The sequence below is a fragment of the Burkholderia ubonensis subsp. mesacidophila genome (genome assembly GCF_002097715.1).
In the GTDB taxonomy this organism is placed as follows: Bacteria; Pseudomonadota; Gammaproteobacteria; order Burkholderiales; family Burkholderiaceae; genus Burkholderia; species Burkholderia mesacidophila.
In genome coordinates this window covers 1,253,988-1,280,564 of the sequence record NZ_CP020738.1, presented here as the reverse complement: position 1 = coordinate 1,280,564, position 26,577 = coordinate 1,253,988, and the positions used below count along the sequence as shown (strand labels likewise).

Genomic DNA, 26,577 nt, shown 5'->3' with positions numbered 1-26,577 from the left:
CCCGGCGTCAGTAGACGAAGCCCGCGGCGCCGACGAGACGCGGCGTGTCGCCCGACAGCAGGTCGAGCCCGAGGTTGCGCTGCACCGCGAACTCCAGGTCGCTGCTCGGCCGCGCGACGGTGTCGATCGCCTGCTCGAGCTGGCCGGGCCCGGCCGGCTGCACGATGTACGGCGTGACGATCACGACGACTTCGGTCTTGTTGTCCTGGAAGTTCTTCGACGAGAACAGCCGGCCGATCACCGGCAGCCGGCCGAGCCCCGGGATCTGCGACACGACGTCGCTCGACTGGCTCTGCAGCAGCCCGCCGATCGCGAAGCTCTGCCCGCTCGACAGCTCGACCGTCGTCTCGACGCGCCGCACGGTCAGCGCGGGCACCTTGACGCCGCCGGTCGTCACGCTGTTGGTCGGATCGATCTCGCTGACCTCGGGCCGCACCTTCAGGCTGATCCGGTTCTCGGCGAGCACGGTCGGCGTGAAGTCGAGCGACACGCCGAACGGCTTGAACTCGACCGTGATCGCACCGTTCGTGGTGCCGCCCTGCGCGACCGGAATCGGAATCTCGCCGCCGGCGAGGAAGCTCGCGGTCTCGCCCGACATCGCGGTCAGGTTCGGCTCGGCGAGCATCGTGATCAGCCCTTCCTGGTCGAGCGCGTCGAGCACGACGTCGATCGACCAGCGCCCCGCGCGGAACCCGCCGAGCACCGAGAACGCACCCGTCGGCGACAGGTTGAACAGGCTCGTGGTCGGGTCGAACAGCGTGCGCCCGTTGAACAGCCCGCCGATGAAGTTGCCGGACCCGCCGAGCCCGCTCCAGTTGATGCCGAGTTGCTGCGTAATGTTGCGGCTCACCTCGGTCACCCTCACGCGCAGGTTGACCTGGATCGGACGCGACAGCGTAAGCCGGTTGACGAGCTTTTCCTTGTCCTGCAGGTACGGCGTGAGCGACTGCATCACGGCGTCGGCGTCGGCCCCGCTCGGCACCTTGCCCGACACCATCAGCGAGCCGGGCGCGCCGGACACCTTCAGCTGCCATTGCGGAAAGCGGCTGTCGAGCACGCGCTGCAGCGACGGCGTATCGGCCTGCACGATCACGGTCTTGCGCAGGATCGGCCGGTGGTTCGCGCCGAGCGCGATCAGCGTCGTCGTGCCGGCCTTCTTGCCGAACACGAACACGGTGCGCGGCGACGGCACCTGGATGTCGGCGATGGACGGATCGGCGACGAACATCGTGGTCGCGGGCTCGGGCAGCGACAGCAGGTCGCCCTTGCCGGCCGCGAGCGTCAGCGGCGCGCCCGCGTCAGGCGCGTTCGCGCGCTGCGCGAACGCGGCGCCGGGCGCACCCGACACGGATGCGCAAGCCAGGCACCAGAGAGCGATCCAACGAACCATGCGCACCATGCGTTTTCTCGTCAAATGCCCAAATGCCGGCCGCCGCGCGGCCGGTCCGATCCGTCACTGCGGAGCCGCCGCCGGCGGCTGTGGCGCCTGCGCGGCGAGGTTGCCGCCGCCGGGCAAGCCCGGCAACCCGGACGGCAGCGGCGGCACGCCGGCCAAGCCGATGCCGCCGCCGCGCGCCCCGTCGTCGACCGTCGAGCCGCGATAGATCACCACCGTATTGTTCTGCCGGGGCAGCCGCGCGCCGGCATCCGGCGCGGCGCCCGGCGCGCGCGTCGCGTCGCGGAACGCGCGCGACACGTCGCCGGCCCACACGGGCGGCGTGTCGGGCTCCTGCTCGTCGCCGCCCGCCGGCTGTCGCCGGTCGCTCGTCGCGAAGCTGCGCAGCGCGAGCGACAGCGAGCCGAGGCGCGTCGCAACGAGCACGACCTGTGCGGTGCGCGGCGCGACCTCGAGCGTGACCGTGCGCGCGTGGACGGTTGCGTCCGCCCCGCTGGCGGGCCCCTTCGCGCGCTGGAATTCCGAGCCGACCGCGAGCACGCGCGCGCGCCGCACAACCGTCTCCGCCTCGAACGCGCCGGGCTCGGCCGTCGTGCCGCCGATCTGCTGGGTCAGCAGCACGTCGACGAAATCGCCCGGCTGGATCAGGCCCGCGTTGCCCGACACGTCGTCGACCGGCACCGAGATTGCGCGCATGCCGGGCTTCAGCGCGGCCGCGAGAAAATCCGGCGCGCCGGCCGCGATCACGTTGTCTGCGCGGATCGGCGTGCCGGCGCTCACGCGGTTGCGCAGCAGCGCGCCCTTCAGGTCCGCGCCCGGCTGCGACTCGACGAACGCCCCCGGCGGCACCTGCGCATGCGGGATGCGCTTCCACGCGAGGTCGTTGTCGCGCAGCAGCAGCCCTTCCGGCAGGTCGGCGGCCGCGACGCGCACGCGCGCTTCCACGGACTCCGCCGGCGCCTTGGTGGTCGACGCGGCGACGTACAGCTCGCGCAGGATGAACGCGCCGATGCCGGCGGCGATGATCAGCCCGGCCAGTCTCAGGGGTTTGGGCATGGCGGCGTGCGTCCCCCGGTTAGGTAAGCGTGACGATGTGTGGAAACGACGCCCAGACCGACAGCGCGCCGCCCAGCGCAAGCGGCACGCCGTATGGCACGCCGCGCGCCGCGACGGGGTGTGCGGGCGCGGTGCGCCGCTGCCGCGCAACGGCCGCGAGCGCCGCGACGCCGCACGCGAGACCGCACGCGCCGACGATCGTCAGGACCGGCACGGCCAGCGCCGGGCCGGCCCACAGGAACACGGCGGCCGCCAGCTTGACGTCGCCGCCGCCGATCCAGCCCGCATGGCGGAAACCGCCGAACAGCAGCAGCATCGCCGCGCCGGTCGCGACGTGGGCGCCCACCGGCGCGAACCCGTCGCGCACGAGCGCCGCCGCGACGAAGTACAGCGTCGCGAACGCCAGCACCGCGCGATTCGACAGGCGCCGCGCGCGCAGATCCTGCACCGCGAGCGACGCCAGCACGGCCGTGGCCACCAACTGCACGAGATGGAGCATGAACGGCACCGTCCGTCAGCGCGCCTCCGGGCGGGATACGTTCGACCGCTGCGGATCCGTATGTGCGTCGGCGGCGCGGGATCAAGGGATCAGATCAGGCCTGTCACCTTCGAGATCAGCGCCGAGAAGATGCTCGGCAGGCCGCCGGACGTGCTGCTGAGGATCGCGCCGACCGCCGCGAGCGCGACCACGACGATGCCGGCCAGCACCGCATATTCCATCGAGCTGACACCGCGTTCGTCGCGCACCAGGGACTTGACGTATTGCAGCATGACAACCTCCATGTAAGGGGGTCGGTGATCGACCGTTGAACGTCATGGCGTTGCGCCGCTCCGGTGGCTGCGCATGGCATTCGCCCATTCGCGACGCATGCGGCGGCCTTCACGTCAGGCCGCGCACATCCCCGGAGTCGACTCGATCGCTGCGCCGCCGGCAGGCACCTTGCCGGCGACCTTGATTCGTCTAGGGTATAGACAATTTTCCGGACGAATTCAAATTATTTGGCGTCGGAGTGTATTTATGGATAGCACCCCGCAACAATTAAACCGGTTGTTCTTCTGCTTCAATTATTTGTCGCGGATCGATTGGCTTCCTGATCATTTATCGAGCCCGTTCTCCCTCATTCACGCATGAATTGGCGTGTCATTTTGCGGCTCGCGCATCGCAGTCCGTTTATTACCGATACGCCCGCGCAAGCCAGTAAAAACGACAAATCCTGATCAATTTTTTGCGAGTTCCATGTCATTGTTCGGCGCATGCTCCATTCACCCGGCATGCGAGTTCGCATTGCGGCAAGAACGGGATTTTTTCGGCGGCGATCGCCCATCCGCGTCAATCGAGCCACACGCCGTCGAACCGGTGTCCGCCCAGCGGGGAGAACGTGAGGCCGTGCACGCGCGTCGACACCGGCAGCGACACGATCGAATGGGCGATCGGCGTGAACGGCACCTGGTCCTTGAACACGACCTGCGCCTGCTCGTACAGCGCCGTGCGCCGCGCGACGTCGGCGTGCGTGCGCGCCTGCTCGACCAGCCGGTCGAACCCCGCGTTGCACCACTTCGACAGGTTGCTGCCGTGCACGGCGTCGCAGCCGAGCAGCGCGCCCAGCCAGTTGTCCGGGTCGCCGTTGTCGCCCGACCAGCCGTACAGGATCGCGTCGTGCTGCCCTTCGAGCTTCGAGCGCCGGTTGTACTCGCCCCATTCGTAGCTGACGATCTTCGCGCGCACGCCGAGCTTCGCCCAGTCCTGCTGGATCAGTTGCGCCATCAACTGCGCGTTCGGGTTGTACGGGCGCTGCACCGGCATCGCCCACAGCGTCAGCTCGAACCCGTTCGGAAAGCCCGCGTGCGCCAGCAGTGCCTTGGCCGCCGCGAGGTCGCGCGGCGCATCCTTCAGCCGCGGGTTGTACGACCATTGCGCGGGCGGCATCGGGTTGGTCGCGATCTTCGCGTCGCCGCCGAACACGGTCTTGATGATCGCGGCCTTGTCGATCGCCATGTCGAGCGCGCGCCGCACGTCGACGCGGTCGAGCGGCGGATGCTGCGTGTTGTACGCGACGAAGCCGACGTTGAAGCCCATCCCCGAGAACAGCGTGAGCTTCGGATCGCGCTTCACCGTGTCGAGATCCGCGGGCCGCGGAAACACCGACACCTGGCATTCGCCGCCCGCGAGCTTGCGCAGCCGCGTCGCGGGATCGGGCGTGATCGCGAACACCAGGTGCGCGAGCTTCACGTCGTCCGGTTTCCAGTAGTCGGGGTTCGCGTCGTAGCGGATCACCGCGTCCTTCTGGTACGCGCGCAACTGGAACGGCCCGGTGCCGACCGGCAGCTGGTTGATGTCCGCCTCGCGATGATGCGCCGCGAGCTGCGATGCATACTCGGCCGACAGGATCGACGCAAAGGCCATCGCGAGATTGCGCACGAAGATCACGTCGGGCGTCTTCAGCACGAAGCGCACCGTGTCGTCGTCGACCTTGTCGATACGCTCGATGTTGCGGTCGAAGCCGAGATCGCTGAAGTACGGGAAACTCGTCGGATACGCCTTGCGGAACGGATCGCCCGGGTCGAGCATTCGGCGGAACGTGAACACCACGTCGTCGGCCTGGAACGGCCGGGTCGGCTTGAACCACGCGGTGGTCTGGAATTTCACGCCGCGCCGCAGGTGGAACGTGTACACGCGCTGGTCGGGCGACACGTCCCAGCTCGTCGCGAGCGCCGGCTCGGGATCGAGCGTGCCGCGCTTGAATTGCACGAGCGCGTTGTAGATCGTGAACGTGCTCGCGTCGAAGTCGGTGCTCGTCGTGTGCTGGCCCGGATCGAAACCGGCCGGGCTGCCTTCGGAGCAGTACACGAGCGTCTTCCCGGCCGGTGCGGCGAACGCGTGCGGCGCCGCGAGCGCGAACAGCGCGCCGGCGAGCAGGCCGATCCGGAGACGACGCGCGACGGACGGAACGAAAGGAGTCTTCATGATGGCGATCACGGTGAGAGAAAACGCAATGAACTGCGCTTCATCTTCGCGTGCGCGTCGCGGATCGCTTACCAATTAATTCGCCATTGCTTATCGTGTTGGATTGCATCGGATCGCGTCGGCGCGTTCGCCGATTCGCTGCTTTCGATATGCGCAAAGATTGGTTGGCGCGGCCCGGGTGCCGACGTAAGGTCACGGGTCCGTCCGGCGCGGCGCGCACCGCGAAGTGCCCGCCGTCACCCCGCCGCGTCTCCGCTTCCCTGCCCCGAGGCTGCCCGATGAGCACACGTCACACCCCGATCGACACCACTCCGGCCGATCCGCGCCGCCGCCGGCTGCTGCACGGCGCCGCCGCCGGGCTGGCCGGGCTCGCCCTCGCGCCGCTCGGCGGCGCGCCCGCCCATGCGCAGGGCAACGGCGCGCGGCTGCGGATCGGCTTCCAGAAATACGGCAATTTCGTCGTGCTGAAGGCGCGCGGCACGCTGGAAAAGCGGCTCGCGAGCCAGGGCGTCGCGGTCGAATGGCTCGAGTTTCCCGCCGGGCCGCAGTTGCTCGAAGGGCTGAACGCCGGCGCGATCGACGTCGGCACCGTCGGCGAAACGCCGCCGATCTTCGCGCAGGCCGCGGGTGTCGACTTCGTCTACATCGGCAGCGAACCGCCCGCGCCGCGCGGCGAAGCGATCGTCGTGCTGCCCGATTCGCCGCTCCGCTCGGTCGCGCAATTGCGCGGCAAGAAGGTCGCGCTCAACAAAGGCTCGAACGTCCACTACCTGCTCGTGAAGGCGCTCGAGCACGCGGGCCTCGCGTACACCGACATCCAGCCGATCTACCTGACGCCCGCGGATGCGCGCGCGGCGTTCGTGCAGCGCAACGTCGATGCGTGGGTGATCTGGGATCCGTACCTCGCCGCCGCCGAACGGCAACTGAACGCGCGCGCGATCGCGAACGGCGAAGGGCTCGTGCGCAACACGCAGTACTATCTCGCCGCGCGCAAGTACGCCGCCGCACATCCGCAGGTGCTGCGCGCGCTGCTCGACGAAGTGGACGCGGTCGATCGCTGGGCGCGCGACCACGTGCCGGAGGTCGCCGCGCAGCTGTCGCCGCTCGTCGGCCTCGATGCGCCGACGCTCGAGGTCGCGCTCAGGCGCGCCGGCTACGGCGTCCAGCCGATCACGGAGGCGACGCTCGCGTACCAGCAGAACATCGCCGATGCGTTCAGCACGCTGAAGCTGATTCCGGGCAAGGTGACGGTCGCGAACGCGCGCTGAGCGCGGCGCGGCGGACGGGCGACACGGTCGGTGAATCGCCGCGCCGTGTACCATGGCGGCCATCATGCCCATCCTCTCTCTTCGCACCCTCCTGATCGCGCCGGCGCTCGCCTGCTCCATCGTCTCGCACGCCCAGCAGGTCGGCGTCGTGACCGACGGCGTCTACTACTCGCCGAACCCGCATCTCGCGGCCGGCACATCGCTGCAGATCCTGCCCGACGACGGCAAGGGCGTCGCGCTCTGCTGCGCGACCGTCACGGGCCCGGCCAAAAAGCCGTCGCGGCAGATCCTCGACAACCTGCACGATCGCACCGTCGCCGCCTACGCGCTGACGATGCCGCGCTCGCTGCCGGCGGACACGTCGGGCTTCGGCGTCGTCGGGCCCGCGCGCTTCGTGCGCGACGGCGCGCATCCGGAAGCGGTGCTCGACGACAACCTGCGGCTCGTGTTTTCGACCTGCACGTCGATGGAAGGCACGCACTACCTCGGCAGAAAGGTCGGCAACCGCAAGCTGCTGGTGCACCTGTACGAGTATTTCGACGGCGAATTCGAGCCGACCTGCAAGGACAGCGACCTGCAGGACGGCAGCGCGGCGGGCAAGTAGCGCCGCCCGCGCCGGCCCGCGTCACCACGCCTGCCGGTAGAGCGCCAGCGCATCCGCTTCCGTCACCTCGCGCGGATTGTTCACGAGCAGGCGGGTCTGCAGCATCGCGTCGGCCGCCATCCGCGGCAGGTCGCCCTCCGTCACGCCGACCTCGCGCAGCGTGCGCGGGATGCCGGTCGCGGCGATCAGCCGGTCTATCTCGTCGATCAGCGCGCGGGTTTTCGCTTCGTCGCTGCCGGCAGCGGCCGGCGCGACGATCGCCGCGAGTTCCGCATACAGCGGCGCGGCGGCCGGTGCGTTGAAGCGCAGCACGTGCGGCAGCACGAGCGCGTTCGACAGGCCGTGCGGCACATGGAAGATCCCGCCGACCGGATACGCCAGCGCGTGCACAGCCGCCACAGGCGCGTTCGCGAACGCCTGGCCGGCGAACATCGCGCCCACCAGCATCGCTTCGCGCGCGTGGCGGTCACGACCGTCGTCGCAGGCCGCCAGCAGGTTGCGCGAGAGCAGCGTCAGCGCCTTTTCCGCCAGCATGTCGGAGATCGGATTCTTCAGGCGCGCGGACGTATAGGCCTCGATCGCGTGGACCATCGCGTCGATGCCGGTCGCCGCGGTGGCCGCGCGCGGCAGGCCGAGCGTCAGCTCGGCGTCGAGGATCGCGACATCGGCCAGCAGGTGCGGCGACACGACGCCCATCTTGCGCGCTTCGCCGACCGTCACGATCGACACCGCCGTCACTTCGGAGCCGGTGCCGGCCGTCGTCGGCATCTGCACGAGCGGCAGCCGCGCGCTCGTGACCTTGTCGACGCCGTACATCTGCGCGAGCGGCTGCTGCCCGGGCACGAGCGCCGCGATCAGCTTCGCGACGTCCATCGACGAGCCGCCGCCGAGGCCCAGCACGATCTCGGCGTCCGCCGCGACCGCTCGCCCGGTCGCCTCCAGCACCACGTGCTCGGGCGGATCGGCGACCACGTCGTCGATCACGGTCACCTGCCAGCCGTGCGCGGCGAGGCTCTCGAGCGCCGGCGCGAGCACGCCGCTGCGATGCAGGAACGCATCGGTGACGACGCACAGCCGCACAAGCGCGGGAAAGCGCTCGCGCAGCAACGCGCCCATCCGGCGGGCCGCGCCGAACTCCACGATCAGCGACGGCACGGTGCGGAATTGAAATGGGTTCATCGGGTGTCTCCTTGATGGGTTGTCGCACCGGCTGTGGCGTCGCGCCAGGTGGCGGCTCGCGTCGCGGCGATCGGGCGACGGAATGATCCTGCTCGAGCCGATCCGTCGAAGATGCGGCGTTTCCCGGTGGGCGTCAAGCCCGTCGGCCGCGCGGCGCCGCCCGCTGTTCCAGCGAATCTCCCGACCTCTGTCCATCGACGCGTCCCGTGCACGTTCCCATCATCGGCGCACCCCATCACCGCTCGCGCCCCATGAAGACTTTCCCGACCTTTCGCGCCGCCGCGTGCCGCGCGGCGCCCTGCTACTTCGACACGCCCCGCACCATCGACAAGGCCTGCGCGCTGATCGCCGAGGCGGCGCAGCATGGCCTGCATCTGGGGCACGAACCTGCTGATCGGCGACGACGGCCGGCTGCTGAACCGTCACCGGAAGCTCGTGCCGACCTACTGGGAAAAAATGACCCGGGCGAACGGCGACGGCAGCGGCCTGCGCGTCGTCGATACCCGCATCGGCAAGCTCGCCGCGCTCGTGTGCGGCGAGAACACCCATTCGCTCGCCCGCTTCGCGCTGCTCGCTCAGGGCGAGAACGTCCACGTGTCGTCGATCTCGCCGCGCTGGCCGGGGGCAACGCGGGCGCGCCATCACCCGGATAAGGCTTGCGGCATTCACCCCGCGCGCCTTATCCGAGGCAACGTTCATCGCACGGTCAAGCGAACTTTCACCCTCATTCCGTCAAGCGCTCCCGGGAACAGGCGTCGTCAGAAGCAGGTCGTCGGATTGCGGGCGCCTTGCGGAAGGTCGGAGCGCTTCTTGAATACATGGCAAGTCCACCCTCCTCGTGTCACCGTGATATGGCTGCTGTTGGGCGCACCTGCGGGTACGAATCCGCCAGCGTGCTCGCCCGCGATCAGGATGCACGTCCCTTTTTGGAATGCGTCACGCAATGCTGCGTCGCTCGAATTCCGCAACCTGGCTGGCCAACCGCTCAGCCCGCCTTCGTCCCTGTAGCCGGGTGAAAATTTGCACCCTTCGGCTTGTGCGTACCCCGTCAGCGCGAACAACGACAGCATCAAACACAGACCCTTCGGAATGGAACGCTGCAACATGATTTGTCCTCCTGATTGACCGGCCCGCTCGGACCGGTATTGAAATGGCTTCGATCCCCCATCCCTGTCAGATGACCGCGGCGAGCACCGCCAGATGATTGGCCGACAGGTCGGTGACCTCGACATGAACGTTGTCGTTCAACGCATAGGCGTTGTTGATGCGGAAGGTCAGATGCGTCGAGCCGGGGAACATTTCGATACAGCAGTATTGATCCTGGCCGTGGAGCTGGCCCAGGTGGATCGCCAGCCACCAGTGCGTGTAGTTGGGCGCATTGTTCACGCCGTTGGACACGGGGTCGTAGTGCACGCAGACGTAGTAGCGCTCGCCATTGGCTTGCGCACCTGCGCCGGGAGTCATGTTGCCGAGCTGGCAGGCGGATCTGGCCACGACGTCCACGACGGTGGTAAACCAGTTGCCCCAGGGTGGCGCGCCAACGATCGCATAGCCGTGCGCATCATATTGAACATACTCGGCGTGCCGCGCGGCGGCGAAGGCGACTGCCGGCGCATGGTTCGCCCACGCCGAGCCCGCGTTGAGCGCGGCGCCGGTCGCGATCGAGGTGAACATCTGCCCCGGATCGTCATTGACCGGCACCCCGAAACCGGAGCTCGCCCAACGCCAGCAAGCGCATTGGTTGGCTGGAATGGGCCAGCCGGGCAGCGTCGCCAGATCGAAACTGGCAATGGCGCCGCCGGGATTGTTCGCGCACGCATTGCGCAACGCGTTGAGTTGATTCAGTGTGAGTGGCATGTCGGTTCCTCGATATCGCCAGGGTTCGCTTACTGGGTCTTGAACATGTCGGCGGAGAACTTCCCTTCGGCGACCTTGAGCGGCCACGCGCTCTTGACGCCCTGCGGTTTCGGCCAGGGCGAATTCAAAGGCGTCGTGTTCCTCGGCGCGTTGAGGCTGAATTGTTGCGACGCTTGCGCGACGGGCGGCAACTTCGGGGCTGCGTTCGGCATGGTGATTCCCTCCTGAAAGAGGCTTGATGGGTGATGCAACTCGCGTAGCAGTGCGAAAGCAGAATCGCAGGGCTGGCCTACGCGATCGTCGGCCCTGTCCGCCGATCGATTCGGCGATGTCCCATTGTGTTGAGCGGCGGCCGTCGCGCCTATGGATCGAAAGTCACGCCCGAGGTCATGGGCGCAAGGTCGTGGCGCGTGGGGGCGCGGGCCGGAAAGCGCCTACAATCGACGCAATGCGCGTTGCCTGCGTGACATCGAGGAGCCGCCCATGCCGAAGATCGATCTCGCCAACGTACCGGAACGCAAAGGCTCCGGCTATCCGCCGCCGTTCGACGCCTCCTGCGCCGAGCGCATCCGCCAGCGGCTCGGCGATGCCGGCGGGCTCGCCGACTTCGGCGTGAACCTGATGCGCCTGCCGCCCGGCAACTGGTCGAGCCAGCGTCATTGGCATACCGCCGAAGACGAATTCGTGTACGTGCTCGCAGGCGAGCTGACGCTGATCGAGGACGGCGGCGAGACGGTGCTGCGCGCCGGCGACTGTGCCGCGTTTCCGAAAAACACCGGCAACGGCCACCACATGATCAACAGGTCGGGCGAGGTGGCCGTCTATCTCGAAGTCGGGTCGCGCTCACCCGACGACGTCACCACCTGCGCCGACGTCGACATGATGAGCCCGAGCAGCGACGGCCGGTTCCTGCACAAGGACGGCACGCCTTATACGGCGTCCGGCGGCTAGCGCATGTCGGGCAATCCTGATTCTTGATTCCAAGTCAAAACGATTTCGCTTTCGGCGGCGTGTTCACTCGCGTGCAAAGCGGGCACACTGGATTCCATTGCGCTCGCCCCGGTGGCCCCGCCCCACGCGCCGCGCCCCCCCGAACGCACCGCTGACGCGTTCGGCCCTGCCCAACGAAGCGTCTTCGCAGGAAACCGTCATCATGAACGCCCCCATCGACCATCGGCCGTGCCGGCGCGAGGCCCGCAAGGTTCGCCGCGCACGCGTCAAGGCCATGACGTCCCATGCCCTCGCAGGCATCCGCGTGCCCGCGCCGGCGGAAGCGGCGTACACGTGGCAACCCGTCGCCGACGGCATCTATGCAATCGTATGGCGCTCGACCGTCTCCGGTCAGGCGGTAGCCGTCTCAATGCCTTAAATTTTCCAAATCACGTGTACCAGGCCGCAACGGACGCTAGCATGAGCGCCTGACGCGCCCGTCGGCCGGGCGCGCATCATCTTTTCCATGAGAAACCCCTGATGAAGCTTTCCTTCGAAGCGCTCGAGGCCCTGGATGCAATCGACCGGACCGGCACGTTCTCCGAAGCGGCCGAGTTGCTGCACCGCGTCCCGTCGGCGCTCACCTATCTCGTCCAGAAGCTCGAAAGCGATCTTGGCGTCGTGCTGTTCGATCGCAGCGGCCGCCGCGCGAAGCTCACGCAAGCCGGCAGGGTGGTCGTCGACGAAGGCCGGCGGCTGCTGTTCGCCGCCGGCCAGCTCGAGATGAAGGCGCGGCGGATCCAGTCGGGATGGGAAGCCGAGCTGCGCATCTGCATCGACGAGATCATGCCGTTCGCGGCGCTGTGGCCCTACGTGCACGCGTTCGACAAGCTGTGCATGGACACGCGCCTGCGCCTGTCGACCGAAGTGCTCGGCGGCTCCTGGGATGCGTTGATCACCCGGCGCGCCGATCTGATCGTCGGTGCGCCGGGCGAGCCGCCGCCGCTCGCGAACATCATCACGCGTCCGATCGGCGAGATGCGGCACGTGTTCGCCATCGCGCCGCACCATCCGCTCGCGGCCGAGCCGGAACCGCTGACGATGGCGGACGTCGCGCGGCACCGGCGCATCGTCATCAGCGACACGTCGCGCGAGCTGACGCCGTGGTCGATCGACGTCGAGCCCGGCCAGCAGGTGCTCGCGGTGTCGAGCCTCGCCGCCAAGGTCGCCGCACAATGCGAGGGCCTCGGCGTCGGCGCGCTCCCCGAGTGCGTCGCCGAGCGCGCGATCGCGGATGGCAGGCTGGTCCCCCGCCAGGTCAACGGCATGCGCGACGTCACGCAGTGCTTCCTCGCGTGGCGCGACGACGAGATCGGCCGCGCGCTCAGCTGGTGGATCGAGCAGTTCGACCGCCCGGACCTGATCGAGCGGTTCACCGCAAGCCTTTGACGAAACCGCGCGTCAGGTCGGCAGGCAGCGCACGGCCGCCGGCCGCCCGGTCCCGGCGAGGGTCTCGCCGAGCCGCTCGAGTTCCGCGACGAGCCAGCGTTCACCCGTTTCGTCGCAGCGCTGCAATGCCGCTTCGAGCGCGGCCTTCGCTTCGCCGGCGCGGCCGTCGGCAGCCAGGCAGCGCGCGTACTGCGCAAGCAGGAACGTCCGCACCGCGCCATAGCCCGTGTCGGACAGCGCGTCGAGCGCGGCACGGAACCGCGGCGCCCACGACGCGCCCGCGCCGGTCGCCGACTTCAGGCATTCGTCATAGCAATCGCAGCAGGCAAGCCAGACCCTGAACCCCGCGCGGCTCGCGCACGCGCGCAGCGCGGCAATGCCGCGCTCGGCGACGCCGAATGCGCCTGTGAGCAGCGCGATGGGGATCAGCCCCTCGGCCAGCACGTTGCCGATCACGGTTTCGGGCGCGTAAGCGCGCGCGAGGTCAAACGCCTGCGTCGCGATGCGCAGCGCCTCGTCCGGCGCACCGAGCGCCCATTGCACGCGGGCGAACGTCGCCAGTGCGACGATGCCGTGCTCGGGATGCTGGCCGGCCGCATGCCAGCGCCGTTCGCCGTACGCGCACACGTTCAGCATCTGCTGGAGCCGGCGGTGCGCGGCCTCCTGCTCGCCTCCGTAGTGGAACGCGGCCGCCTCGGCGTGCAACGCGAGCATCTGCGCCGACGCCTGGTCGAGCAGGTGCGCGCGCGTACGCAGGCCGCGCGCCCATCGCAACGCGTCACGCGCGTCGCCGGCCTGCAGGCTCGCGCTCCATCGGCCCCACAGCGCGCGCAGCTCGTATTCGGCGTCCCCCGCCGCAACAGCCAGCGCGTGCAGCTCCGACCACGTCGCCTGCACCGCCTGCGTCGGGCCCGACGTATATGCCAGCGCGGCCGCGAACGCGGCGAGCAGCGGCATCCGCAGCTCGGCGGACACCGGCGCGATCTCCGGGTCCCGCGTCGCGTCGAGCGCGACGCGCGAGCGCTCGCAGCATTCGTCGACGAGCGACAGGTCGAACAGGCACGGCACCGCCACCGCCGCGAGCGCGATGCCGACCGCCTTGTCGCCGGCCGGCGAGAACGCCCAGTCGAGCGCGACGCGCAGGTTGCCGAGCTCGTGCCGCACGGCGTCGAGCCAGGCGGCCGACCGCGCGTCGAAGCGCCCGGCCGGCGCCTGCGTGAACAGCTTCTGGAAAAAGCGCGCATGCGCGAGCGCCGCCGCCTTGCATTCGCCGTTGTTTTCGAGCTGCTGCAGCGCGTAGGCGCGCGTCGTCGCAAGCAGCCGGTAGCGCGGCGCGCCGTGCGCGTCCTCGCGGATCAGCAGCGATTTCGACACGAGGCCGGCGATCGCATCGAGGATGTCCGTCCCCGACAGCCCCCTCCCTTCGACGACGTCCTCGACCGCCTCAAGCGAGAAGCTGTCGCGGAACACGCCGAGCCAGCGCAGCAGCATGCGCTCGGGCTCGCCGAGCAGGCGGTAGCTCCAGTCGTACATCGCCTGCAGCGTCTGGTGGCGCGGCAGCGCGGTGCGGAAGCCGCCCGTCAGCAGCCGGAAATGGTCGTCGAGATGGGTGGCCAGCACTTCGACGCCCAGCAGCGCCGCGCGAGCCGCGGCAAGCTCGATCGCAAGCGGCAGGCCGTCGAGGCGCCGGCAGATCGCCGCGATCAGCAGCAGGCTGCGCGCATCCAGCGGAAAGCCCTGGTCCGCCGCGCGCGCGCGGGCAACGAACAGCTGCACCGCGCTCGTCGTCAGGATCGCGTCGCCGCAGTCGTCGTCGCCGGGCACGTTCAGCGGCGGCACCGGACGCAGCCACTCGCCACGGATGCGCAGCGCCTCGCGGCTGGTCGCGAGGATGCGGAGATCCGGGTGCGCGTCCGCGAGCGCGCCGGCGACGTGCGCGACGGCATCGATCACGTGCTCGCAGTTGTCCAACACGAGCAGCATCCGGCGCTCCGCCAGATGCGCGACGAGGGTGTCGAGCGTGGCCGAACCGGTCGGCTCCGCGATGCCGAGCGCGGCCGCGACCGCATCGGGCACGAAGCGCGGGTCCGACACCGCCGCCAGCGGCACGAACGCGACGCCGTCGGCGAAGCGCGCCGCGACCTGCATCGCCACCTCGACCGCGACGCGGGTCTTGCCGATGCCGCCCGCGCCGACCAGCGTCACGATGCGCGCGGCATCGAGCGCGGGAATCACTTCGGTGATCGTCCGCTCGCGGCCGATGAGCGCGGACGCCGCGGCGGCGAGCCGCAACGCCGGTGGCGGCTCGTCCCGCGGGGCGGGCGCGTCGTCGTGGCGGCCGGCCGCGAGCCGATAGCCGCGCCCCGGCACGGTCAAGATCAGGTCGCGGTCGTCGGCGAGCGCCTTGCGCAGCGCGGCGATATGCACCTGCAGGTTGTTTTCCTCGACCACGGTGCGCGGCCAGACGCGCTGCATGATGTCGTCTTTCGATACCAGCGCGCCATTCGCCCGGATCAGCAATTCGAGAATGTCGAATGCGCGACTGCCGATACGCACCGGCTGGTCGTTCGATCGAATTTCACGTTTATCGAGAAAGACTTGAAGTGGTCCAATGCGGATCATGGCGATTCGGTCTTTCAGGAGATGAGTCAACGGCGGCCGGCCCGACGTGCCGCCGATCAGGATGATCATGCTACGTCCTTTGCGCTTTCCGAAGCTTTAAATATTCAGAATCAACCGATCGAATTTTTTGAAATGACGCGCCGCGGCATGCGATGGGCTTGGTCAATTTTTTAGACAATATTCATATGGCGGCCATGCGTCTCGTCATTGAGTTCGGTATTTCGTGCCGGCCGCGCTTTTATCCGGTTGAATTGTCCGAGCGCCCGGCATTCGCTATTCGGCATTCGAATGAAAACCCGTCGCCGCATGGCGCTTCATAACAATTCAGGTTCCGCTCAGGACTTTCGGCGGTCCGGTGCGCAAACTGCATGCCAGCTTCGGCGCACCGGCGCGCGCCATCGCGCGCCGGCGGCAATCCTTCACCGACATCGGACCATGCCCGCCCAGATGAACGATGCACCGACCGCCCCGTGCGCACGATGAGGCCCCCGACGATGGGCCAGAGCGTCGCCGGCATCCCGATTCCCGACAGCGCGATCGCGCGGGCCGCGGCCGCGGCGGCCACCGCGCAGGAACCGGCGCTCCTGTACCGGCACGCGATGCGGGTCTTCCTGTTCGCGTCGCTCATCGGCCGGCATCGCGCGCTGGCGTTCGACGCCGACCTGCTGTACGTGGCTGCGCTGTTTCACGACATCGGCCTGACCCGCCGCTACCGGGAGTCGCGCCAGCGGTTCGAGGTGGACAGCGCGAACGCCGCGCAAGCGTTCCTCGCCGGGCACGGCGTGCCGGCGGCCGATACGGCCGAAGCCTGGCGCGCGATCGCGCTGCATACCGCGTTCGGCATCCATCCGCACATGGCGCCGCTGACGGCGCTGCTCGGCGCGGGCGTCGAAACCGACCTATTCGGCGCGCACTTCGACGAAGTGACCCGCGCCGAGCGCGATGCCGTGCTGCACGCATGGCCCCGCGGCGCCTGCTTCAAGGAATTGATCCTCGAAGCGCTCGCCGAGGGCATCGCACAACGTGCGGCAACGACGTTCGGCAGCGTCGGCGCCGACGTGCTGGAGCGTCACGACCCGAACTACCGCCGCATGAATTTCTGCGGCCGGGTGCTCGGGTCGAACTGGAAGGATTAGCGGATTACGTCCGAACGAATGCGAGCAAGTCGTCGGCCAGCCGTTCGGCATGGGTCAGGTACAGCGCATGCGGCGCGCCCTCGTACACCCGCAGCGTCGCGTGCGGCACGCGCCTCGCGGTCGCGGCGGCCGTCAGCGCGAACCGGTCGAGATCCGCGCGCGCGATCGTCGAGCCGGTGCGATTCGAGCCGGTGAACAGCGGCCAGAAGCCTTCGAGGAACGCCGCGCGATCCGCGGCGTGACGGTGCCGATCAGCGCCGCCTTCGCGACGCGCCGCGCGCCGTGGCGGGCGACGTAGCGCGCCACGGCGCCGCAGCCCATCGAGAAGCCGACCAGCGTCACGTCATGGTGGTGGTCCTTGCGGGTAGAAGGCTGCGCCGTCAGCGATGGGCCAACCGTGCGATGAAACTGTCGAGCTCCGTCGCAAGGATCATGTCCGCGCCGTTCGCCGGCCGCTTCGCACCGCGCCACTGCGGCTTGTAGACCGCGTCGCCGATCCGGATCGCCGCGCCGCTCAGCGCGCAGCTGCTGCTGATCCGGGATTTCGCGCTGATCCAGCGCTGCTCGTCGTAGCGGAACCGCGTCGGGTCGCTCCACGACAGCAGCACGGACGAGCCGGTCTGCCGCTCGGCCGCGACGATCGCGGTGCGGCGGCGCGCGCTGCCGCTCGACGGCACCGGCGCGACGTTGCGGTGGCGACGGCCGGCGCCGTTCGCGTCGTGGCTCGCCGCCGGCATCGCGCGGCCGGCGGCGTCGGATGGGTCGAGCAGCGTGATCATCCGCGCCCAACGGCTGAATTCGTTCATGACCGCAGGTCCTGGGAAATGGCGCAAGGCCCGGCGCAAGGTCCGGAGACCGGAAGCATGGTGGGAGCCGACAAGGGATCGACGATAGCGGACACGCGCTGAATAGTCCTTTAGCGGATCTGAAGCGTTCTGGCGCAGGCCGGCGCACGCTGCCCGGCCGCCCCGCGTTCACGAAAATTCAGATCGATTCAGTACGCGCCGGCCGACCGGGGTGTAGGCTGCCGCAGCGTTCGTATCCGTCGCAATCCTCAACACATCGCGACGATGCGCGCCCGCCGGTTGCCGGGCGAGGTTGCCACGCACCGGCCAAACCTCATCATCCGTTTCACGCGGCGGCGTTCCGCCGCACGCTCAAGGAGCCTCAATGCGTCCCACGCAAACCGACGCCGTTCCGTCGACCCGGCGTCGCGATATGTTGTTCGCCGGCGCGACCGCCGTCGCAGCCGCCGCGCTGCCGACGGCGGCATCCGCCGCCGGCGCCCCGAAACAGGCCGCCGCCACTTCTGCTCACCACGGAGCGCATGCCATGAACGCGATCACGACGAAAGACGGAACGCAGATTTACTACAAGGACTGGGGCACGGGCCGCCCGGTCGTCTTCTCGCACGGCTGGCCGCTGTGCGCCGACGCGTGGGACGCACAGATGCTGTTCCTGGTGCAGCACGGCTATCGCGTGATCGCGCACGACCGCCGCGGCCACGGCCGCTCGGGCCAGCCGTCGCAAGGCAACGACATGAACACCTATGCGGACGACCTCGCGGCGCTGCTCGACGCGCTCGACCTGCGCGAAGCCACGCTCGTCGGCCATTCGACGGGCGGCGGCGAAGTCGCGCACTACATCGGCCGCCACGGCACGAAGCGCGTCGCGAAGGCGGTGCTGATCGGCGCGGTGCCGCCGATCATGGCGAAGACGGCCGCCTATCCGGGCGGCCTGCCGATCGACGTGTTCGACGGCATCCGCAAGAACGTCGCCGAAAACCGTTCGCAGTTCTACAAGGATCTCGCGGTGCCGTTCTTCGGCTTCAACCGGCCGAATGCGAAGGTGTCCCAGGGCACGATCGACGCGTTCTGGGCCCAGGGCATGATGGGCGGCATTCACGGCCAGTATCTGTGCATCCGGGAATTCTCCGAGGTCGACTACACCGAGGACCTGAAGAAGATCGACGTGCCGACGCTGATCCTGCACGGCGACGACGACCAGATCGTGCCGATCGACCATTCGGCGCACCTGTCGGCGAAGCTCGTGAAGCAGGCGCAGCTCAAGGTGATCCCGGGCGGGTCGCACGGGATGTGCGTCGTCAACGCCGACCGGATCAACGCCGAGCTGCTCGCGTTCCTGAACGCGTAACGCATCGCGCGTCCGGCATGGCGATCGGGCCATGCCGGACGCGTCACCCAACCCACGCAACCCTGCGTCACGCCATGAAGATCGCGATCGCCGGTGGTTCCATTGCCGGGCTCTCGGCCGCCCTCACGCTGAACTGCATCGGCCACGACGTGTGCGTCTACGAGCGCGCCGACCACGCGCGGCTCGGTCACGGCGGCGGTGTCGCGGTGCTGCGTCCGATGATGGCGTTCCTCGAAGCGCATGGGCCGCATGGACATTACTCGCGCGCGATGCTGGGCGTGCCGACCCGCCGACGGCGCTGGATCGATCGCGACGGCCGGGTCGTCGGCGACGCGGCCGAGTGGCTGCCGTTCTCGTCATGGGACGTCGTGTACCGCTCGCTTTGCGCGATGTTGCCGGACGGGCTGATCCGCTACGGCTCGCCCGTGACCTGCGTGAGCCATGACGCGGGCGGCGTCGACGTGCTGATCGGCTCGACGCTCGAACGCGTGGACCTGCTCGTCGCCGCCGAAGGCACCGGCTCCGGCATCCGCACCGCGCTGTTCCCCGACTGCACGCCCGTCTACGCCGGTTACATCGCGTGGCGCGGCGTGGTCGACGAAGCGGCGTTCGCCCCGGGGGCGATCGACGCGCTCGTCGAGAACCTGACGCTCCATCGCCAGCCCGGCGAACTGTTCATGGCATTCCTGATGCCCGCGCTCGACGGGTCGCGCGCGCCGCGCACGCGGCGCTTCAACTGGATCTGGTATCGCAACGAACCCGACGACGACCGATTGCGGCGGTATCTGACGGATGCCGACGGCCGGCCGCACCATGCGTCGGTCGGGCCGGGCCGGCTGTCGGCCGAATCGGCCGGCGAACTCGCTCGGCTCGCGCACGAGCGCCTGCCCGCCGTCCTGTCGCAACTGGTTGCCGCGACCGGCGCGCCGTTCGTGCAGGCGATCTCCGACCTGCTCAGCCCCGCGTTCGCCGACGGCCGCATCGTGCTCGCCGGCGACGCGGCCTGCACGCTGCGGCCGCATACGGCGTCGGGCACGTCGAAGGCCGCGGCCGATGCGGTAGCGCTGGCGCAGGCGTTGCCGCCCGGCACGGGCGACGTCGCGCAACGCGTCGCCGGGTGGGCTGCGGCGCGCCGGGCCGCCGCGATCGCGCTTGCCGACACAGGCGTGCGGCTCGCCGCCGGCTTCGGCCTCGGCAGCGCGCACGCGTAGCTCCGCGGTCCATGCCGCGAGCTTTGCACAGTGCGCAAAGCTCGATTGCGTGCCGCACGCATTCCGGCCGAATCGGGCCCTCGCTAAGCTGGCGGCAATGCGTTCGAGGGCGTCGCTCCGGTCGACCCGGCGCTCGCCTCGAGATCCCCCTCGTTTCAGGAGTCGAACATGTCGTCAACGGAATCCCCCTCGCTCGCGGCACGGCCGCATACCGCGAAGCTCACGCGCGGGCTCATCGCGCTGTTCGCATTCAGCTGCGGCGCGATCGTCGCGAACCTGTACTACGCACAACCGATCACCGAGCTGATCGCGCCCGGGCTGCACATGTCCGGCGACACCGCGAGCCTCATCGTCGCGTTGACGCAGATCGGCTATGCGCTCGGCCTGTTCTTCATCGTGCCGCTCGGCGACCTGCTCGAGAACCGCAGGCTGATGATCGCAACGGCCGTCGTGTCGATCGCGAGTCTCGCCGCCGCGGCGCTCACGCGCACGCCGGGCGCGTTCCTTGCGATCTCGCTGCTGGTCGGCTTCAGCTCGGTGGCCGTGCAGATCCTGATCCCGCTCGCCGCGCATCTCGCACCGGATCATGCCCGCGGCCGCGTGGTCGGCACGATCATGAGCGGGCTGCTGCTCGGCATCCTGCTCGCGCGGCCGCTGTCGAGCGTGGTGGCCGACGCGTTCGGCTGGCGCGTCGTGTTCGCGGCCGCCGCAGTGGTGATGACGCTCGTCACGGCCGTGCTCGCGCTGACGATTCCGTCGCGCAAGCCCGACCATCGCGCGACGTACCTCGAGTTGATCGGCTCGCTGCTGCACCTCGTCCGCACGATGCCGGTGCTGCGTCATCGCGCGCTCTACCAGGCGCTGATGTTCGCGTCGTTCAGCCTGTTCTGGACCGCGGTGCCCGTCGAACTGACGCGTCACTACGGACTGTCGCAGTCGGCGATCGGCCTGTTCGCGCTGGTCGGCGCGATCGGCGCGACATCCGCGCCGGTCGCGGGCCGGCTTGCCGATGCCGGCCACACCGTGCGCGCGACGCTGATCGCGCTGGTCGCGGGTTCGCTCGCGTACGCAGTCGCGCTGATCCACGGCGCGGGCCTGTACGGCCTCGTCGTCACCGGCATCGCGCTCGATTTCGCGGTGCAGATGAACATGGTGCTCGGCCAGCGCGAGATCTATGCGCTGGACGCCGCGAGCCGCAACCGCCTGAACGCGCTGTACATGACGAGCATCTTCGTCGGCGGCGCAGCCGGCTCGGCGCTCGCGAGCCCGCTGTACGAGCGCGGCGGCTGGCCGCTCGTGGCCGCCGTCGCCGCCGCGTTTCCGCTGGTCTCGCTCGCGCACTACCTCGCGATCGGGAAGCCGCACGCGCGACGGCACGCGTCGACCTGAACCCCGGTGCGGCATCGGGCCCGCGGGCATTCAGCTTGATTCATTCGCGCTTAAGGACTGTGCCGCCCCGCCCTCCTAGACTTCGCTTCGTTCGCCGCGGCCGCTTCCCACCGGTCGGCGCCGCGGTGCTGCATCGCATCTCGTAAAAGGAATGTCACCATGTCGTCCTTGCTCAGCGACTACGATCTGCGCGGTCTCGCGCTGCCCAACCGCGTCGTGATGGGGCCGATGACGCGCTCGCGCGCGCCGCTGCGCGGCCAGCCGACCGCACTGATGGCGCAGTACTATGCGCAGCGCGCATCGGCCGGCCTGATCGTCTCCGAGGCCACCAACGTCAGCCCGGCCTCCGCATCGTTCGAACTCACGCCCGGCCTCGTGTCCGACGAACAGGTCGCCGGCTGGAAGCCGATCACGGCCGCCGTCCATGCGCACGGCGGCCGCATCTTCGCGCAGCTCTGGCACGGCGGCCGCGTCGGCTCGATGACGCTGCTGGGCGGCCAGGCGCCGCTGTCGCCGTCCGGCGTGAACGACGATCTCGAACGGCTGCAGGTGTGGGCCCAGCTGAGCAACGGCTACTACACGAAGATCCATGCAACGCCGTCGCACGCGATGACGACGGCCGAAGTGGCGGAAACCGTCGGCGAATTCCGGCGTGGCGCCGCCAACGCAATGGCGGCCGGCTTCGACGGCGTCGAGATCCACGCGGCCAACGGCTACCTGCCGCACCAGTTCCTGTCGTCGACGCTGAACCGCCGCGACGACCGTTACGGCGGCTCGCTCGCGAACCGCGCGCGCTTTCTCGAGGAAATCGTCGATGCAGTCGGCGACGTCATGCCGCTGAACCGCGTCGGCGTGCGCATCTCGCCGTACGCGCACTACAACAACGTGCGCGACGCCGATCCCGACGCAACCTACGCATACGTCGGCCGCCTGCTCGACGAAGCCGGCGTCGCCTATCTGCACGCCGCGGACACCAATGGCTGGAGCGGCGAGCCCGATCTGCCGCGCATCGTCGCGAACGCACGCGCGACGTTCAGCGGCACGCTGATCGTCAACGGCGGCATCGCGCCCGACGCCGCGCACGCGCTGATCGCGGCCGGCGACGCGGATCTCGTCGCGTTCGCGCGCGCGTACATCGCCAATCCGGATCTCGTCGAACGCATCGCGTCCGGCACGCCGCTCGCCGTGCCGCATTCGGCCGGCTGGTACGGCGGCGACCACGCGGGCTATGTCGACTACGCGCGCCACGATGCGGCGGGAGCGGCGGGAGCGGCGGGAGCGGCGGCATGAGCATGGCTCCCCGGACGCGATCGCTCAAGGAGGCAGCATGAAACGCAAGCGGTTATGGCTCGGCGCGGCCGGCGTCGCGCTCGTCGTCGGCGCGGCGATCGCCGGCAGCATCCTGTACGAGCCGGCGATCGCGCCGATCGCGCCCCCGCCGCCGGCCGCGTTCGCTCCGCAGTTGAAGCGCGAAGGCGCGCGGATCGTCGCGCTCGGCGACTGCGTCGTCTGCCACACCGCGAAGGACGGACGGCCGTTCGCCGGCGGCCTGCCGCTCGCGACGCCGTTCGGCACGATCTACGCGACCAACATCACGCCCGATTCGGACACCGGCATCGGCACGTGGTCGCGGGACGCGTTCGCGCGTGCGCTGCGGCGCGGGATCGCGCGCGACGGCCATCCGCTCTACCCGGCGTTTCCGTACATCCATTTCACGCGCATGTCGGATCGCGACATCGACGCGGCGTACGCGTACCTGATGAGCCGCGAGCCCGTGCACGCGACCCCGCCCGCCAACCGGCTGATGTTCCCGCTCAACTTCCGTCCACTGGTGGCGTTCTGGAACGTGCTGTTCCTGCGCGCCGGCGAGCGCCCGGCCGACCTGTCGCAGAGCGCCGAATGGAACCGCGGCAAGCGGCTGGTCGACGGCCTCGGGCATTGCGCGTCGTGCCATTCGCCGCTCAACGCGATCGGCGGCGAACAGGCCGGCCGGGCATTCGACGGCGGCCTCGTGGACGGCTGGGACGCGCCGCCGCTCAACATGCTCGATGCGGCGGTAAAGCCGTGGACCAAGGCGCAGCTCGTCACCTACCTGCGCACCGGCCGCGCGTCCGAGCATGGCGCCGCGGCGGGTCCGATGCTGCCCGTCACGCGCGATCTCGCGACGGTGCCGATCGAGGATGTCGAGGCGATCGCCACGTACGTCCTGTCGCTGCAGAAAGGCAGCGCCGCGCACCCGGTCCCCGTCGCGGCGCCGGCGAAGACACCCGCCGAACAGCGCGGCTCGGTGCTGTTCCAGGCGTCGTGCGCGCAATGCCACGGCCCCGCGTCGCCGATGCAGGCGATCGGCGGGCGCCCGTCGCTCGCGACCAGCACCGCGGTCAACGCGGCGACGCCGCGCAACGCGATCCAGATGATGCTCGGCGGCATCGACTGGCACGGCGTGGACGAGACGAACTACATGCCCGCCTTTGCCGGCCTCTACGACGACCGGCAGATCGCCGACCTCGCCGCCTACCTGCGCGGCGCGTACTCGACGCAACCGGCGTGGAGCGGCGTCGACACGATGACCGCGAAGCTCAGACAGGAGAACAGCGCCCGATGATTTCCCTTAACGTGAATGGCGTCGCGCACACGCTCGACCTCGATCCGTCGACGCCGCTGCTCTACGCGCTGCGCGACGACCTGCAGCTGCACGGCGCGAAGTTCGGCTGCGGGCTCGGCCAATGCGGCGCATGCACCGTGATCGTCGACGGCAAGCCCGTGTTCTCGTGCCTGCTGCCGGTCGGCGCGATCGGCGGCAAGAAGGTGCGCACGCTCGAAAGCCTCGGCAGCGCGGCGCAGCCCGGCCCTCTGCAGCGCGCGTTCGTCAAGCATCAGGCCGCGCAGTGCGGCTATTGCATCGCCGGCATGATCATGCGCGCGCAGGCCTTGCTCGAATGCAACCCGAAGCCGACCGAGCGCCAACTGCGCGATCACATGGAGCCGAACCTGTGCCGTTGCGGCACGCACATGCGGATTCTCGCGGCGATTCGCGAGGTGGCCGGGCTTCCCGATCCGGCATCGACCAACGAAGGAAAGGCCAGCCGATGAGCGCCGACCACGACGACATCGACGAAAGCCGCCGGCGCTTCATGCAGGCCGGCGCGCTGTTCGTCACGTTCAGCCTCGTGCCGGGCGCCGACGCGCTCGCGCAAATGGTGATCGCCGATGAAGGCGCGGCCGTGCATGTGTCGAGCGCGACCCAGGCGCTCGCGGGCAGCCTGAAGACCAACCCGATGCTCGACGCGTGGATCCGCATTGCGCCCGACGGCCACGTGACCGTGTTCACCGGCAAGGTCGAGCTCGGCACCGGCGTGCGCACCGCGCTGCTGCAGATCGCCGCCGAGGAACTGAACATGCGCGCGTCGCTGATCACGTTCCTGACCGCGGACACCGGCGCGTCGCCGGACGAAGGCCTGACGGCCGGCAGCCATACGATCGCCGACAGCGGCAGCGCGCTGCTGAACGCCGCCGCGCAGGTGCGCGGCCTGCTCGTCGACGCGGCCGCGAAGCACCTCGGCGTCGCGGCCGGCGCGCTCGTCGCGAACGACGCGACGATCCGCGCGCCCGACGGCCGGACCCTGACCTACGGCGACGCGGTGCGCCTCGTCGACCTGCACCGCCCGGCGACGCCAACATCGCCGCTGAAGGACCCGAAGACATTCCGCACGATCGGCGCGTCGCTGCCGCGCGTCGACATTCCGTCGAAGGTCACGGGCGGCGTCAGCTACGTGCAGGACCTGCGGATGGACGGGATGCTGCACGCGCGCGTCGTGATGCCGCCGGTGTACGACGCGACGCTCGCCGGGTTCGATGAGCGCGCGATCCTCGCGATGCCGGGCGTCGTGCGCGTCGTCCGCGACGGCAGCATGCTGGCCGTCGTTGCGCGCGGCGAATGGCAGGCGGTCGTCGCGCAGCGCGCGCTCGCGGCGTCATGCCGCTGGACGCCCGGCCGGCCGCTGCCCGACCCGGCCACCGTGCATCGCGACCTGAAGACGCTCGCGACGCAGTCGATCACGATCGCGGACCGGCACGCGCCGGCCGCGCCCGCGGTGAAGACGGTGCGCGCCGATTTCATCAAGCGCTACCTGCTGCACGGCTCGATCGGGCCGTCGTGTTCGGTCGCGCTGCTCCGTCACGGCACGCTGACCGTGTGGACCCATTCGCAGGGTGTCTATCCGCTGCGTGACGCGCTCGCCGAGATGCTGTCGATGCCGAAGGACAAGGTGCGCTGCGTGCACGCCGAAGGCTCCGGATGCTACGGCCACAACGGCGCCGACGACGTCGCCGCGCACGCCGCGCGGATCGCGGTCGCGCTGCCGGACCGGCCAATCCGCGTGCAGTGGATGCGCGAGCAGGAGCACACGTGGGACCACTTCACGCCGGCGATGGTGACGAGCGTGCGCGCGTCGCTCGACGCGCTCGGCCGGATCGTCGATTGGCAATACGAATTGTGGAGCAGCTCGCACAACGAGCGCATCGTCAACGCGGGGCGGCTCGTGCCGGCGCGCATGCTCGAGAAACCGTTCGCGAGCGCGCCGTCCGTGCCGATGCCGCAGCCCGAAGGCGGCGGCGACCGCAACGCGATTCCGCTCTACACGCTGCCGAACCTCCATGTGGTTAACCACTTCTCGCCGACGATGCCGCTACAGACGTCGGCGATGCGCTCGCTCGGCGCGCATACGAACGTCCTTGCGATCGAGAGCGTGATGGACGAGCTCGCGCAGGCGGCCGACATCGATCCGGTCGAATTCAGGCTGCGTCACATGGAGGATCCGCGCGCGCGCGACGTGATCCGGCTCGCCGCGCAGCAGTTCGGCTGGCCGCGCCCGCCGCGCGCGCGCAACCGCGGCGTCGGTTTCGCGTTCGGCAAGTACAAGAACCTGATGGCCTACGTCGCGATCGCAGTCGAGGTGTCGGTCGTGCCCGAGACCGGGCACGTGACGCTCGAGCGCGCGGTGGCCGCGGTCGACGCCGGCCAGATCGTCAACCCCGACGGCATCCGCAACCAGATCGAGGGCGGCATCGTGCAGTCCGCGAGCTGGACGCTCTACGAGGCGCTGCGCTACGACACCGAACGGATCCGCAGCTTCGACTGGAGCAGCTACCCGATCCTGCGCTTCTCGTGCGCGCCGATCGGCGTGCACGTGCACCTGATCGACCGGCCCGGCACGCCGTTCCTCGGCGCGGCCGAAGCGTCGATGGGGCCGACGGCCGGCGCGCTGGCGAACGCGCTGTTCGATGCGACCGGCATGCGCGTGCGCGAGATGCCGCTGGCCGGCGATGCGCTGCGCCGGCGCATCGAGACCTGATTGCGGA

Annotated in this window: 24 protein-coding genes and 2 pseudogenes; 15 read left to right on the top strand and 11 right to left on the bottom strand. The window is 69.5% G+C overall.

Translation table 11 applies throughout. The features are described 5' to 3' along the window. Window positions 1-7: 7 nt before the first annotated feature. From B7P44_RS23300 to B7P44_RS23280, 5 genes are all read right to left on the bottom strand, one after another. Window positions 8-1,399, bottom strand: a complete 1,392-nt coding sequence (locus B7P44_RS23300; RefSeq protein WP_084908337.1) for a type II and III secretion system protein family protein — start codon at window positions 1,397-1,399, stop codon at window positions 8-10. Window positions 1,400-1,453: 54 nt separating this feature from the next. Further along, the gene (cpaB, locus tag B7P44_RS23295) at window positions 1,454-2,452 is read right to left on the bottom strand and encodes a Flp pilus assembly protein CpaB (RefSeq protein ID WP_084908336.1); all 999 of its coding nucleotides are present in this window, start codon (window positions 2,450-2,452) and stop codon (window positions 1,454-1,456) included. Window positions 2,453-2,471: 19 nt separating this feature from the next. Next, window positions 2,472-2,951, bottom strand: a complete 480-nt coding sequence (locus tag B7P44_RS23290) for an A24 family peptidase (RefSeq protein ID WP_084909989.1) — start codon at window positions 2,949-2,951, stop codon at window positions 2,472-2,474. 89 nt (window positions 2,952-3,040) lie between these two features. Beyond that, window positions 3,041-3,223, bottom strand: coding sequence for a Flp family type IVb pilin (locus B7P44_RS23285; protein ID WP_084909988.1), 183 nt, complete (start codon window positions 3,221-3,223; stop codon window positions 3,041-3,043). Window positions 3,224-3,782: 559 nt separating this feature from the next. Further along, a complete protein-coding gene (locus B7P44_RS23280) occupies window positions 3,783-5,417 on the bottom strand; it encodes an ABC transporter substrate-binding protein (RefSeq protein ID WP_084909987.1) in 1,635 nt (544 codons plus the stop codon). 278 nt (window positions 5,418-5,695) lie between these two features. On the opposite strand from B7P44_RS23280, the gene B7P44_RS23275 reads away from it, so the two are divergent. Both B7P44_RS23275 and B7P44_RS23270 read left to right on the top strand, forming a co-directional pair. Then, entirely contained in the window at window positions 5,696-6,685 is a 990-nt protein-coding gene (locus tag B7P44_RS23275; RefSeq protein WP_084908335.1) for a sulfonate ABC transporter substrate-binding protein, read from the top strand. A gap of 64 nt (window positions 6,686-6,749) precedes the next feature. Further along, window positions 6,750-7,289: a hypothetical protein gene (locus B7P44_RS23270; RefSeq protein WP_084909986.1), complete on the top strand. Its 540-nt coding sequence runs from the start codon at window positions 6,750-6,752 to the stop codon at window positions 7,287-7,289. A 21-nt stretch (window positions 7,290-7,310) separates the two neighbouring features. On the opposite strand, the gene B7P44_RS23265 is transcribed toward B7P44_RS23270, so the two are convergent. Further along, entirely contained in the window at window positions 7,311-8,468 is a 1,158-nt protein-coding gene (locus B7P44_RS23265) for an iron-containing alcohol dehydrogenase (RefSeq protein ID WP_084908334.1), read from the bottom strand. Between the two features lie 251 nt (window positions 8,469-8,719). Between B7P44_RS23265 and B7P44_RS23260 the strand changes: the two are divergent. Continuing rightward, window positions 8,720-9,203: pseudogene (locus B7P44_RS23260) on the top strand (nitrilase-related carbon-nitrogen hydrolase); the annotation flags it as partial. A gap of 438 nt (window positions 9,204-9,641) precedes the next feature. Here B7P44_RS23260 and B7P44_RS23255 read toward each other — a convergent pair. Beyond that, the gene (locus tag B7P44_RS23255; protein ID WP_084908333.1) at window positions 9,642-10,325 is read right to left on the bottom strand and encodes a hypothetical protein; all 684 of its coding nucleotides are present in this window, start codon (window positions 10,323-10,325) and stop codon (window positions 9,642-9,644) included. 29 nt (window positions 10,326-10,354) lie between these two features. After that, window positions 10,355-10,537, bottom strand: a complete 183-nt coding sequence (locus tag B7P44_RS23250) for a hypothetical protein (RefSeq protein WP_084908332.1) — start codon at window positions 10,535-10,537, stop codon at window positions 10,355-10,357. A gap of 271 nt (window positions 10,538-10,808) precedes the next feature. Between B7P44_RS23250 and B7P44_RS23245 the strand changes: the two genes are divergently transcribed. From B7P44_RS23245 to B7P44_RS23235, 3 genes are all read left to right on the top strand, one after another. Continuing rightward, window positions 10,809-11,276, top strand: a complete 468-nt coding sequence (locus tag B7P44_RS23245; RefSeq protein WP_084908331.1) for a cupin domain-containing protein — start codon at window positions 10,809-10,811, stop codon at window positions 11,274-11,276. Window positions 11,277-11,478: 202 nt separating this feature from the next. Beyond that, window positions 11,479-11,694, top strand: a complete 216-nt coding sequence (locus tag B7P44_RS23240) for a hypothetical protein (RefSeq protein WP_084908330.1) — start codon at window positions 11,479-11,481, stop codon at window positions 11,692-11,694. Window positions 11,695-11,795: 101 nt separating this feature from the next. Further along, window positions 11,796-12,704, top strand: a complete 909-nt coding sequence (locus B7P44_RS23235; protein WP_084908329.1) for a LysR family transcriptional regulator — start codon at window positions 11,796-11,798, stop codon at window positions 12,702-12,704. 12 nt (window positions 12,705-12,716) lie between these two features. Here the strand turns inward: B7P44_RS23235 and B7P44_RS23230 are convergent, their stop codons facing one another. Then, the gene (locus B7P44_RS23230; RefSeq protein ID WP_084909985.1) at window positions 12,717-15,326 is read right to left on the bottom strand and encodes an ATP-binding protein; all 2,610 of its coding nucleotides are present in this window, start codon (window positions 15,324-15,326) and stop codon (window positions 12,717-12,719) included. Between B7P44_RS23230 and B7P44_RS37220 the strand changes: the two genes are divergently transcribed. Then, window positions 15,303-15,500 (top strand): hypothetical protein, encoded by a 198-nt coding sequence (locus B7P44_RS37220; RefSeq protein ID WP_162296929.1) that lies wholly within the window; start codon window positions 15,303-15,305, stop codon window positions 15,498-15,500. The two genes, B7P44_RS23230 and B7P44_RS37220, sit on opposite strands and share 24 nt — an antisense overlap. Before the next feature lie 320 nt (window positions 15,501-15,820). Beyond that, the gene (locus B7P44_RS23225; RefSeq protein ID WP_084908328.1) at window positions 15,821-16,462 is read left to right on the top strand and encodes an HD domain-containing protein; all 642 of its coding nucleotides are present in this window, start codon (window positions 15,821-15,823) and stop codon (window positions 16,460-16,462) included. A gap of 4 nt (window positions 16,463-16,466) precedes the next feature. Here the strand turns inward: B7P44_RS23225 and B7P44_RS23220 are convergent. Beyond that, window positions 16,467-16,807 (bottom strand): annotated as a pseudogene (locus tag B7P44_RS23220) (alpha/beta fold hydrolase); the annotation flags it as partial. Window positions 16,808-16,842: 35 nt separating this feature from the next. Continuing rightward, complete coding sequence (locus B7P44_RS23215; protein WP_084908327.1) at window positions 16,843-17,268, bottom strand: DUF3331 domain-containing protein; 426 nt, start codon at window positions 17,266-17,268, stop codon at window positions 16,843-16,845. Between the two features lie 364 nt (window positions 17,269-17,632). Here B7P44_RS23215 and B7P44_RS23210 point away from each other — a divergent pair, with 364 nt between their 5' ends. The 7 genes from B7P44_RS23210 (at window position 17,633) to B7P44_RS23180 (ending at window position 26,570) form a co-directional block, all read left to right on the top strand. Continuing rightward, entirely contained in the window at window positions 17,633-18,616 is a 984-nt protein-coding gene (locus tag B7P44_RS23210) for an alpha/beta fold hydrolase (RefSeq protein WP_084908326.1), read from the top strand. Between the two features lie 74 nt (window positions 18,617-18,690). Next, complete coding sequence (locus tag B7P44_RS23205) at window positions 18,691-19,827, top strand: FAD binding domain-containing protein (RefSeq protein WP_084908325.1); 1,137 nt, start codon at window positions 18,691-18,693, stop codon at window positions 19,825-19,827. A 168-nt stretch (window positions 19,828-19,995) separates the two neighbouring features. Beyond that, window positions 19,996-21,216 (top strand): MFS transporter, encoded by a 1,221-nt coding sequence (locus B7P44_RS23200; RefSeq protein WP_084908324.1) that lies wholly within the window; start codon window positions 19,996-19,998, stop codon window positions 21,214-21,216. Window positions 21,217-21,375: 159 nt separating this feature from the next. Continuing rightward, entirely contained in the window at window positions 21,376-22,506 is a 1,131-nt protein-coding gene (locus B7P44_RS23195; protein WP_084908323.1) for an alkene reductase, read from the top strand. Between the two features lie 37 nt (window positions 22,507-22,543). Continuing rightward, window positions 22,544-23,821 carry a cytochrome c gene (locus B7P44_RS23190; protein ID WP_084908322.1) on the top strand — a complete coding sequence of 426 codons (1,278 nt, stop codon included), beginning with the start codon at window positions 22,544-22,546 and terminating at the stop codon, window positions 23,819-23,821. After that, complete coding sequence (locus tag B7P44_RS23185) at window positions 23,818-24,309, top strand: (2Fe-2S)-binding protein (RefSeq protein ID WP_084908321.1); 492 nt, start codon at window positions 23,818-23,820, stop codon at window positions 24,307-24,309. Before B7P44_RS23190 ends, B7P44_RS23185 begins: the two co-directional genes overlap by 4 nt. Next, window positions 24,306-26,570: a xanthine dehydrogenase family protein molybdopterin-binding subunit gene (locus B7P44_RS23180; RefSeq protein ID WP_084908320.1), complete on the top strand. Its 2,265-nt coding sequence runs from the start codon at window positions 24,306-24,308 to the stop codon at window positions 26,568-26,570. The genes B7P44_RS23185 and B7P44_RS23180 overlap by 4 nt, the downstream gene beginning before the upstream one ends. Window positions 26,571-26,577 lie beyond the last annotated feature (7 nt).